Here is a 10615-nt window from a genome sequence, read left to right on the forward strand (position 1 = left end):
TTTTGGGCGGAATCAAAGATATTGTACCGCATTATTTTTGCCAGTTTCAAAATAATTTGGGGTGCTTCATCTGATTTTTTAAGCGAAAGTCCGTAAATATTATTAAGTGTATTGAAAAGAAAATGGGGATTTATTTGGGTCTTAAGCAGTTTTAGTTCTGCATCTGTTTTTTCTTTCGAAATTTCGATTAATCTTTTTTGCGTTTCATTTTGCTGAATAAATTTTTCAAAGCCCAACATGATGGCGATGGCAAAAACGATATTCATGGCTGCAACAAAAATTCCGCCTAATGAAAATCTTGTGGTGTCTTCCGGAACAGAATAATAGTAAGGAAATATGAGATCATGGGATATTATTCTGAAAAAAACTACTGAAAATGTTACGATTATAATTACAGCAAAAATCCGTAGTGCTTTATTTCTGAGAATTTTTATTTTACCGTCTATCATTGTCAAAACTAAATATGCTGCCGGAATTTCTGCAAAAAGAAAAGTGAATTCTGAGATTACAGACAGATAGAGTGTTTTTTGCCATGAAAATTGTTTAAAACTTTCATGTATATACACAAATGATGCATTAATCTCAAAGAGATAATAGGCAAGCCAAAAGAAGATATGATATTTGTTTTTCTGAGTCAGTTTCAAGATTCTAAATTATTTTAAAATAAAAACAGATAAAATTCAAGTTTTTCTTTTAAAAATAATAATAAAATCTACGAAGTGCTTATTTAAATCTACAAACTAAAAAATTTTTTAATTGAAAACAAAAAAGTCATCCCAAATGAGATGACTTTAAGTGGTTTCTCCAGGAATCGAACCAGGGACACATGGATTTTCAATCCATTGCTCTACCAACTGAGCTAAGAAACCATTTAATTTTTGCTTCTTTTTTGAAGTGGTGCAAAAATAATAATAATTATTAATCTTGGCAAATTTTATTTAAAACTTTGAAAATAAAACCACCTTTTTACAGGTGGTTTTTTAAGTGGTTTCTCCAGGAATCGAACCAGGGACACATGGATTTTCAATCCATTGCTCTACCAACTGAGCTAAGAAACCATTCTTGTTACTTCGTTGTTTTAAAGTGATGCAAAAGTAGTAAGTTTTAGTATATGAAGCAAGTATTAACAAGACTTTTTTTAACAAAACTTAAAAACCTACTGATTTTCAACTGAATTATTTTCCTGTTCGCGTCTTATCTGTTCGCTCATTTCCTCTAATACAGGCTTAATCGTGCTTTCCGGAAGATCACTTATTCGTATGTACATCAGTCCGTCGATCGCATCATTGAAGTTGGGATCTACGTTAAAGGCGATAACTTTAGCATTTTGCTTAATGTATTTCTTAATTAAAACAGGCAATCTAAGTTCCGGTTCCAGATCATCAATAATCTTATCAAGCTTATTAAGATCAGACTCCATTTCCTCAAAAAACAGATGTTTATCCCTGTCGCGAAGTTTTACTTTGTATTCGTTTCTTGGAGTAATATACTGTGCAACTGCGGAATCATAATAATTCGAACGCATAAACTCGATCATCAGAGATTTGGAAAATTCTGAAAATTTATTGGAAATACTTACACCTCCCATCAAAAATTTATGATCCGGATTTCGTAAGCAGACATGTACAATTCCTCTCCATAAAAGGAAAAGCGGAAGTGGTTTCTGCTGATATTCCTGACAGATATACGCACGTCCCATTTCGATTACTTTCTTGAAAAAAGGATGGATATCCTGTTCAAATTCAAATAAAGAACTTGTATAAAACCCTTTAATTCCTGATTTTTTCATGACTTCTTTTCCCAGAGCCATTCTGTAAGCTCCCACAAGTTTTTCTGCGGCACTGTCCCAAAGGAAAAGATGATGGTAATGTTTGTCGTATTCATCAAGGTCGAACGGAAGATTACTTCCTTCTCCTACTGCACGGAAGGTAAGCTCTCTCTGTCTTCCGATTTCCCGCATTATTGAAGGAATTTCTTCGTAAGTGGTAAAATAAACTTCATAATTTCCGTTGCTGAAAAACATTTTATCGGTTCCTTTCAGCTTATTGATGTCTTTTAAAATGTCTTCTTTCGGAGTTTCGTCGATGATATTCTGAACAATATTTTCTTCTTTTAATAAAGGAAATTTTACCGAAAGATTTTTAAGATTAATGCTCTGAGCCAAAGATTTTCGCTTCTCGTAGTAAGATTTCATCATATACACCTTACGTTTCAGAAATTCTCCCAGTTCCTCAATGGTTTCCATATCGTCCATTGCTTTTACAGAGATAGGCTTTCCGATCCTTATCCTGATCGGTTTTTCCCGGTCATTCATCATTTCTGCAGGCAGCATTAAAGTCTGCAGATTCGGGTGTATTTTTGCCACCTGATAAAATATTCTGCTGTTTTTTGCATGAAAATACATAGGAACAACCGGCACTTTTGCCATTCTTATAAGCTTTAACGCCGGTTTTTCCCACTCCTTATCCAGAATTTCGCTGTAAGGATTATTTTTATTATAGACCTCTCCTGCAGGGAAAATTCCTACACAGCCTCCGTTTTGCAGATGCTTTAAGGTCTCCCGCATCCCGGAAGAGCTGCTGTAAGCTTCTTTTCTGCCCTCAAAAGGATTTACGGCAATTACGTACGGTTCCATCGGTTTGATTTTTTCCAGAAGGAAATTTCCCATTACCTTAAAATCCGGACGTACTTCCGACAATACTTTACACATCAAAATCCCGTCAATCGCACCAAGCGGATGATTGGAAACCAGAATGAACGGTCCCGTCTTCGGAATTTTTGCCAGATCTTCTTCAAAAGCGATGTAGCTTAAGTTGCGCTCTCTCACAAATGAGTCGAAAAAGTCTTTGCCTTCCTTATCTTTTAGTTTGTCGTATAATTTATTTACTTCGTTGATTTTAGCAATGCTCATCACAGCAGATGCTACAGGATTTTTCAGAAATCCTATTTTACTTAAGCCGGAAGCCTTAATCAGATCGTTTTTCGAAATTAAACTCATATTGTGTTTAGTCGCAATTAGTTTTTATTGTGTTACCATTTGAAGCGTATTTTTCGCAATCTGCTCCAATAATACACTTTTTTCCTGGTAAAATTTATCTATGTTCTCTATTTTCGCATTTCTTACGGTAAATAAAGATACATTTTTTATAACTTCTGTTTTAAATACTTTTTGAAGTTCTTCATTTAATTCATCCACGGTATTAAATTTATCTTCAAGACATAAAGCCAATGAAATTGCAGAGTTCTGCATCAGGGAAACTTTAATTTTGTATTTGGATAAATACCCGAATATCAGACTCATATGGTCTTCTGCGATAAATGAAAAGTCTCTTGTGGAAATTTTCAGCAAAGTCTGGTTTTCCTTTAAAATATAAGATTCTTCGCTTTGGTTCTTTTCCGAAGCACCTACTTTAGTCCCTTCCTTCGTAGGATCTACAAAAGATTTTACGTAAAAAGGAATGTTTTTCTGCTGTAGCGGCTGTAATGTTTTCGGGTGAATCACACTTGCGCCGTAATAAGCCATTTCAATTGCCTCTTCGTAAGAAATATGAGAAAGTAACGTTACATCTTTGAATTTTCTCGGATCTCCCGTCATTACTCCCGGAACGTCTTTCCAGATCGTCATAGCTTCTGCATTTAAACAATATGCAAAAATTGCAGCAGAATAATCAGATCCTTCTCTTCCCAAAGTCACCGTAAAATTATTGCCATCCGAACCGATGAATCCCTGCGTAACGTAGCAGATTTCTTTATTTAAATTAGAAATAAATTCTTCCGTCTTTGCCCAGTCTACAACACCTTCTCTGTAAGAATTGTCAGTTTTTACATAATCTCTTGCATCCAGCCACTGATTGGTAAACTGAATTTCATTCAAATATTCGCTCACAATTTTCGTAGAAATCATTTCTCCGCAGCTTACCACCTGATCATAAACAAAATCGTAGTTCGGAGATTTGTTTCTTCTTAAAAAAGAATCAATATCATCAAAAAATAAATTGATTTCTGCAAATACCGCATGATTTTCAGGAAATAATCCTTCAGCGATCTCAATGTGTTTTCGTTTTATCTTTTCAATTTCAGTTTGATAGTTTTCCTTCTTGAAATAAAGTTCTACAACTTTTTCCAACTCATTCGTCGTTTTGCCCATTGCTGAAATCACCAGCAGACATTTGGCAAATCCCTGGCTTTTTAAAACCATGGCTACATTTTTTACACTTTCGGCATCCTTTACCGATGCTCCACCAAACTTGAAAATTTTCATTAAATTGTTAATAATAAAATTGTTAGATAAAATTTGTGGGAATATTTTACGGGTGACAAAATTATGCATTTACAATGAGATATGAAAGAGCACAATATTGCTGCGGGCTTAAGATTTTATTAAAATTATCAATTCGCAGAAATTATTCCGATTGCTTCAATAAAATGGGATTGGTATTTTAAGACAAATATTTTTCAAGTCAGATTTTTTGCGATTGTATTTGTTTGATAGACAGGTAATAAGGTCTTTTATTAATTATTCTTTTAAATTGTAATAAATTTTACGAAATTTGGAGAAAACGTAAAAAGCAAAATATGTCAGAGCAACCATTACAGACTTTAGGAGAGTTTCTTATTGATAGACAGGATGATTTTCAGTATTCCACGGGAGAGTTTTCCCGTCTCTTGAGTGCAATAAGACTAGCTTCAAAAGTAGTAAACAGAGAAGTAAATAAAGCAGGAATTGTAGACATCGCAGGCGCTGCAGGAAACCAGAATGTGCAGGGAGAAGAGCAGCAGAAGCTTGATGTAATTGCCAATGAAATTTTTATTACCGCTTTGTCTCAGAGAGAGGTTGTCTGTGGAATTGCTTCCGAAGAAAACGACGATTTCATCGATATCAAATGTGGCGAAAACGGACATTTAAGCAAATATGTGGTGCTGATTGATCCTCTTGACGGCTCTTCAAATATTGATGTAAATGTTTCGGTAGGAACTATTTTCTCAATCTACAGAAGAGTTACAGAGCCCGGAACTCCGGTTCAGCTGGAAGACTTTTTACAGAAAGGAGTTAACCAGATCGCAGCGGGTTATGTTATCTATGGATCTTCCACAATGATTGTGTATACTACTGGAAACGGTGTGAATGGATTTACATTGGATCCTTCTTTGGGAACATATTATCTGTCTCATCCGAACATGACTTTCCCAAAAACAGGAAAGATTTACTCCATCAACGAAGGAAACTATATCAAATTTCCTCAGGGCGTAAAAAATTACCTTAAATATTGCCAGATGGAAGAAGGAGACAGACCGTATACTTCAAGATATATTGGTTCGTTGGTTGCAGATTTCCACAGAAATATGTTAAAAGGCGGAATTTATATTTATCCGTCTTATTCACAGGCTCCGAACGGAAAACTGAGATTATTGTACGAATGCAATCCTATGGCTTTCCTTGCAGAACAGGCAGGAGGAAAAGCAACCGATGGTTTCAGAAGAATCCTTGAAATTGAACCGACAGAACTGCATCAGAGAATCCCGTTTTTCTGCGGAAGTATCGATATGGTGCAGAAAGCGGAAGAATTTATGCGAATTGACAGTGTAAAATAATGAAAGCAGAATATTCAAGATATTTATTAGAATTCAAACGCCCGAGTGGAACATCTCGCGGCGTTTTGCTCGAAAAAGAGACCTTTATTCTCAAAATTTCAGAAAATGGAAAGGAAGGAACAGGAGAGTGTGCGATTTTCAGAGGTCTGAGTTTTGACGACAGACCGGATTATGAAGATAAATTAAAATGGCTTTGTGAAAATATTCAGCAGGATTCCGAGTTTTTAAAAGAAAAATTAAAAGAATTTCCGTCCATTTGGTTTGGTTATGAACAGGCTGTTCTGAATTTAAAAAATGGTAAGAATCTATATTTTCCAAGTGAATTTACACAAGGAAAAACTCCGATTGTTATCAATGGTCTGATCTGGATGGGCGATATCAATTATATGGAAGAGCAGATTCAGGATAAACTGGAAAAAGGTTTTCACTGCATTAAACTCAAAATAGGAGTCAACTGGAAATCCGAACACGAAATTCTTCAGAAACTGAGACAAAAGTTCTCAAAGGACAGGCTTGAACTTCGGGTAGATGCAAACGGAGGCTTTAAGAAAGAAGAAGCAAAAATTGTTTTACAGCAATTAGCCGATCTGCATATTCACTCCATCGAACAGCCTATAAAAGCAGGAAACCGGAATGATATGGCAGAATTATGTCTTGAAACGCCTACTCCGATTGCTTTGGATGAAGAACTGATCGGGATTACAGATTTTAGTGAGAAAAGAAAATTGCTCGAAACCGTAAAACCTCAATATATCATTTTAAAACCAGCTTTAGTAGGAGGTTTTTCCGGATCTGACGAATGGATTTCTCTTGCGGAAAGTATGAATATAGGATGGTGGATTACATCAGCACTGGAAAGTAATATCGGGCTGAACGCAATTGCTCAGTATACTTTTACAAAAAAAAGCCCGATGCCGCAAGGATTGGGAACCGGAGCTTTATTTGTTAATAATTTCGAATCAAATCTGGATCTGAAAGGAGAATTACTGTGGTTTAAAAATTAGATTTCACAAACAGGATTGTTGTAATGTTCTTCATCCCATGTTCTGCAGCATCTTAATTTAGGATTCCAACTAAGACAGCCGATAGGAACTATACCTCCTTTAATTGTTTTTAATTCACTTTTTTTAAGTTTTTTTAGATTTTTCATAGAAACATTTTTTTTGGTTTGTTATGTAAATATGAAATTCTTTTTTGTAATGTGCAACACTTTAACACATATTAACACACATTAAAGTGAGTTAATGTGCCCTTAGAAAATATATTAGAATTTTTCAAAGCTCGGATGAACTTTGTTTGTCAAGAAAATGATTTTGAAGTTTTTATGTAGTAATTTTCAGTCGTATAGTTTTGGTGTTTATGGTTTAGTGATTGGCGATTAAATGACATCTTTTACAAAAATCGCTTTCTTAATGTATTCTAAAATTAAAGAAAACTTACTTTTAACTTTTTTCATAATATAAAATGTTAATATTTTTGTGGTAATAAATTTACAATCTTTATGCCAGAATTCAATGCATAATTTTTACTTTTTTAACATTTTTTTTCAATAATATATAAACTGTTGTGTAAGAGGTGTTTGTAAATTTTTTTTCCAATATTTTAAATTTCACAGGTATAAAGTTCTTTCAATCTCCCAATTCATAGAAAGTATTAACGTTATGTTCATTTAAAAATTTGAATCTTTTAACAAAAAACGCTCTTCAGGAAATACAGGTTCAGAATTATACTTTTACATTATTATTTCCATAAACCCTGAAAATTTCATAAATTTGCAAATTGTCGTATTCTACGGCATTTAAAAGCGAATTTTAATGGAAGAAGAAAAAAAATCACTCAATTTTATTGAGCAAATTATCGAAGATGATTTGGCAAACGGTCTGGGAAAAGATCAGCTCCGTTTCCGTTTTCCGCCTGAACCAAACGGTTATCTGCATGTAGGTCACACCAAAGCGATCTGCATCAACTTCGGTTTGGGTGAAAAATACAATGCTCCCGTGAACCTTCGTTTCGACGATACGAACCCTGAAAAAGAAGAACAGGAATTCGTAGATTCTATTATGAAAGACGTTGAATGGTTGGGTTTTAAATGGGATAAAGTTTTGTACGCCTCCGATTACTTCCAGCAGCTTTACGATTGGGCAGTTCAGTTGATAAAAGAAGGGAAAGCTTACGTAGATGAGCAGCCGTCTGAAGTGATTACCGAGCAGAGAAAAAATCCGGCAGAACCGGGTGTGGAATCTCCATATAGAAACCGTCCTGTTGAAGAATCTTTAGACTTATTCGAAAGGATGAAAAACGGCGAATTCGAAAGTGGTTCTATGTCTCTTCGTGCAAAAATCGACATGACTTCACCGAATATGAACATGCGTGATCCTGTGATGTACAGAATTCTGAACAAACCTCACCACAGAACAGGAACGGATTGGAAAATTTACCCAATGTACGACTGGGCGCATGGTGAATCTGATTATATTGAACAAATTTCTCACTCACTGTGTTCTTTAGAGTTTGAAAACCACAGACCTTTATACAACTGGTATTTAGATCAGGTGTACGAAGAAGGAAAAGTGAAAAACAAGCAGAGAGAATTTGCGAGAATGAACGTTTCTTACATGATTACTTCCAAAAGAAAACTGCAGAGGCTGATTGCCGAAAATGTAGTGAACGGTTGGGATGATCCGAGAATGCCTACGATTTCCGGAATGAGAAGAAAAGGATTTACGCCTGCTTCCATCAGAAATTTTATTGAAAAAGTAGGAGTTGCCAAAAGAGAAAATCTTATCGAGCTTCAGTTACTGGAATTCTGCGTTCGTGAAGACCTGAATAAAGTCGCAAAACGTGTAATGACGGTTGTGGATCCTGTCAAATTAGTCATTGAAAACTATCCGGAAGGAAAAGAAGAATGGCTGGAAACAGAAAACAATCCTGAGCAGGAAAATGCAGGAACAAGAGAAATTCCGTTCTCCAGAGAATTATATATTGAGCGTGAAGACTTTAAGGAAGAAGCAAACAACAAATTCTTCAGACTAAAGTTAGGCGGAGAAGTTCGTCTGAAATCTGCTTATATCATTAAAGGTGAAAGAGTAGAAAAAGACGAAAACGGAAACATTACGACCATTTACGCAACCTACGACGAAAAATCCAAGTCAGGAAGCGGAACAGAAGAAAGCTTAAGAAAAGTAAAAGGAACCATTCATTGGGTGTCTGCGAAACACGCAATTCCTGTGGAAGTAAGAAATTACGACAAATTATTCACTGTGGAACAGCCAGATGCAGAGAAAGATGTCGATTTCCTAAACTTTATCAATCCGGATTCTGCAACTACCATTCAGGGATTTGCTGAACCAAGCTTAAAAGATGTGGCAGTTGGAGAACCTCTTCAATTCCAGAGAATTGGCTATTTCACGAAAGATCAGGATTCTACGGATACAAACTTTGTATTCAACAGAACTGTGACGTTAAAAGACTCTTATAAGCCGGAGTAAAAATTTATTATACATATAAATAAAACAGGGCCTAAAAATTAAGCCCTGTTTTTTGTTTTTAACCCTAACGAAACAAAAACGATAACCAAAAAATAAGGTTATCCGTGAAAAGCATTTGTGTCATTCGTGTTTAAAAACAGTAATTAAAATTAAAAATTGTGAAACTTATATATCTATACACCAACTCATTCAAAGGGCTTTCCAAAGAAAGCTGGATGCTTGCTTTGGTCATGCTCATCAATCGGGCAGGTTCCATGGTGCTTCCTTTTCTGGGAGTTTACATGACCGATCATTTAAAATTCAGTATCGAAAATACTGGAGTTGTACTCAGTTTTTTTGGAATCGGTTCGGTAATTGGTTCTTGGCTGGGCGGATTTATTACAGACAGAATCGGAGAATACAGAGTTCAGTATCTCAGCTTATTGCTCAGTGTGCCTTTATTTTGTATGATTCCTCTATTTAAGACAGAAATAGGAGTGGCGACCATTATTTTGCTGCAAAGCATTGTAAGCGATTCCTTCCGTCCTGCAAATTCGGTTGCCATTACAAAATATGCGAAACCCGAAAACATAACCAGAGCATTTTCCTTAAACCGGATGGCAATTAATTTAGGCTTTTCCATCGGTCCTGCTTTGGGCGGTATTTTATCGGCAATTTCCTACGAATTTTTATTTTTCAGCAATGCTTTTACAGCTTTGGTGGCGGGAATTTTATACATCGTCTTTTTCAGAAAACGAAACATTCTGGCAAAATTAAAAGCCCGAAAAGTACAGGAAGCCATAGAAATTAAAAAAGAAAATTCCCCTTACCGCGATGGTAAATTTCTGGTTTACTGTTTCTTCTGTATGCTTTTTTCAATCTGTTTTTTCCAGTTGTTCAGTACGCTGACTATTTTTTACAAAGACACGGCACATATAAGTCAGCAAAGTATAGGATATATTTTGGGATACAGCGGCTTTTTAGTCGTTTTACTCGAAATGGGATTGGTACAGGTTGCCGAAAAATATCTCAGCCTTGCCGTAACCATGCTTTTGGGAACCTTCATCTGTGGATTTGCTTATGCCATGCTTGGTTTTGATTACAGTATCGTGACTTTGGTTGTATCCATGAGTCTTCTCTGCGTAGGAGAAATCTGGGCTTTGCCGTTTATGTCAACCATCACAGCATTACGCTCCGGAAAAAACAACAAAGGAGCTTACATGGGCTTGAACGGAATTTCATTCTCCATTGCCTTTATTGTAACCCCTACTTTGGGAACGTTCATCGCCGAAAGATTCGGATTTACCATATTATGGATCGGGACAGGAGTTTTAGCCACAATTATTGCCATTGCGTTTTATTACATTGTTCCCTGGATGATTGGCGACAGAAAACACCCAGAATCTTAAATATTTTGGGCGTGTCCCTCATTCCGGAGCTAAACCTCATAGGTTTTTAAAACCTATGAGGTTTCCCCTTACATTCGGGTCGGGCTGCTTTGGGGTTCGCATCGCTTCCGTACTCGTTCGTTCCTCACTCGCACCGGCGCCTTCGTC

8 protein-coding genes and 2 tRNA genes are annotated in these 10615 nt (G+C 35.9%); 4 read left to right on the plus strand and 6 right to left on the minus strand.

Going from position 1 to position 10615, the window contains the following annotated elements:
* The 5 genes from WFK35_RS15910 to WFK35_RS15930 form a co-directional block, all read right to left on the minus strand.
* Positions 1-644, minus strand: a 644-nt coding sequence (locus WFK35_RS15910) for a histidine kinase (RefSeq protein ID WP_336733412.1), incomplete at its 3' end; no start/stop codon positions are given.
* Positions 645-796: 152 nt separating this feature from the next.
* Positions 797-869 (minus strand) — tRNA-Phe (locus WFK35_RS15915).
* A 116-nt stretch (positions 870-985) separates the two neighbouring features.
* A tRNA-Phe gene (locus tag WFK35_RS15920) sits at positions 986-1058 on the minus strand.
* A gap of 98 nt (positions 1059-1156) precedes the next feature.
* Positions 1157-2998, minus strand: a complete 1842-nt coding sequence (locus WFK35_RS15925) for a lysophospholipid acyltransferase family protein (RefSeq protein ID WP_336733413.1) — start codon at positions 2996-2998, stop codon at positions 1157-1159.
* A gap of 24 nt (positions 2999-3022) precedes the next feature.
* The gene (locus tag WFK35_RS15930; protein ID WP_235131394.1) at positions 3023-4261 is read right to left on the minus strand and encodes an aspartate kinase; all 1239 of its coding nucleotides are present in this window, start codon (positions 4259-4261) and stop codon (positions 3023-3025) included.
* Positions 4262-4575: 314 nt separating this feature from the next.
* On the opposite strand from WFK35_RS15930, the gene fbp reads away from it, so the two are divergent.
* Both fbp and menC read left to right on the plus strand, forming a co-directional pair.
* Positions 4576-5592, plus strand: coding sequence for a class 1 fructose-bisphosphatase (gene fbp / locus WFK35_RS15935; RefSeq protein ID WP_336733414.1), 1017 nt, complete (start codon positions 4576-4578; stop codon positions 5590-5592).
* A complete protein-coding gene (gene menC, locus WFK35_RS15940; protein WP_336733415.1) occupies positions 5592-6596 on the plus strand; it encodes an o-succinylbenzoate synthase in 1005 nt (334 codons plus the stop codon). The genes fbp and menC overlap by 1 nt, the downstream gene beginning before the upstream one ends.
* On the opposite strand, the gene WFK35_RS15945 is transcribed toward menC, so the two are convergent.
* Positions 6593-6742, minus strand: coding sequence for a bacteriocin-like protein (locus tag WFK35_RS15945; protein ID WP_214589038.1), 150 nt, complete (start codon positions 6740-6742; stop codon positions 6593-6595). The two genes, menC and WFK35_RS15945, sit on opposite strands and share 4 nt — an antisense overlap.
* Positions 6743-7406: 664 nt before the next feature.
* On the opposite strand from WFK35_RS15945, the gene WFK35_RS15950 reads away from it, so the two are divergent.
* Together WFK35_RS15950 and WFK35_RS15955 are read left to right on the plus strand one after the other, a co-directional pair.
* Positions 7407-9080: a glutamine--tRNA ligase/YqeY domain fusion protein gene (locus WFK35_RS15950; protein ID WP_336733416.1), complete on the plus strand. Its 1674-nt coding sequence runs from the start codon at positions 7407-7409 to the stop codon at positions 9078-9080.
* A 215-nt stretch (positions 9081-9295) separates the two neighbouring features.
* On the plus strand, positions 9296-10468 hold the full coding sequence (locus WFK35_RS15955; RefSeq protein ID WP_442892063.1) for an MFS transporter: 1173 nt from the start codon (positions 9296-9298) through the stop codon (positions 10466-10468).
* Positions 10469-10615: the final 147 nt, after the last annotated feature.

The organism is Chryseobacterium sp. VD8, from assembly GCF_037149975.1.
GTDB lineage: Bacteria > Bacteroidota > Bacteroidia > Flavobacteriales > Weeksellaceae > Chryseobacterium > Chryseobacterium indicum.

Bases quoted from the DNA above. Each gene is read 5' to 3' on its own strand.
- WFK35_RS15925 (WP_336733413.1), bottom strand. From the start codon at position 2,998: ATGAGTTTAATTTCGAAAAACGATCTGATTAAGGCTTCCGGCTTAAGT.
- WFK35_RS15930 (WP_235131394.1), bottom strand. From the start codon at position 4,261: ATGAAAATTTTCAAGTTTGGTGGAGCATCGGTAAAGGATGCCGAAAGT.
- fbp (WP_336733414.1), top strand. From the start codon at position 4,576: ATGTCAGAGCAACCATTACAGACTTTAGGAGAGTTTCTTATTGATAGA.
- menC (WP_336733415.1), top strand. From the start codon at position 5,592: ATGAAAGCAGAATATTCAAGATATTTATTAGAATTCAAACGCCCGAGT.
- WFK35_RS15945 (WP_214589038.1), bottom strand. From the start codon at position 6,742: ATGAAAAATCTAAAAAAACTTAAAAAAAGTGAATTAAAAACAATTAAA.
- WFK35_RS15950 (WP_336733416.1), top strand. From the start codon at position 7,407: ATGGAAGAAGAAAAAAAATCACTCAATTTTATTGAGCAAATTATCGAA.
- WFK35_RS15955 (WP_442892063.1), top strand. From the start codon at position 9,296: ATGCTTGCTTTGGTCATGCTCATCAATCGGGCAGGTTCCATGGTGCTT.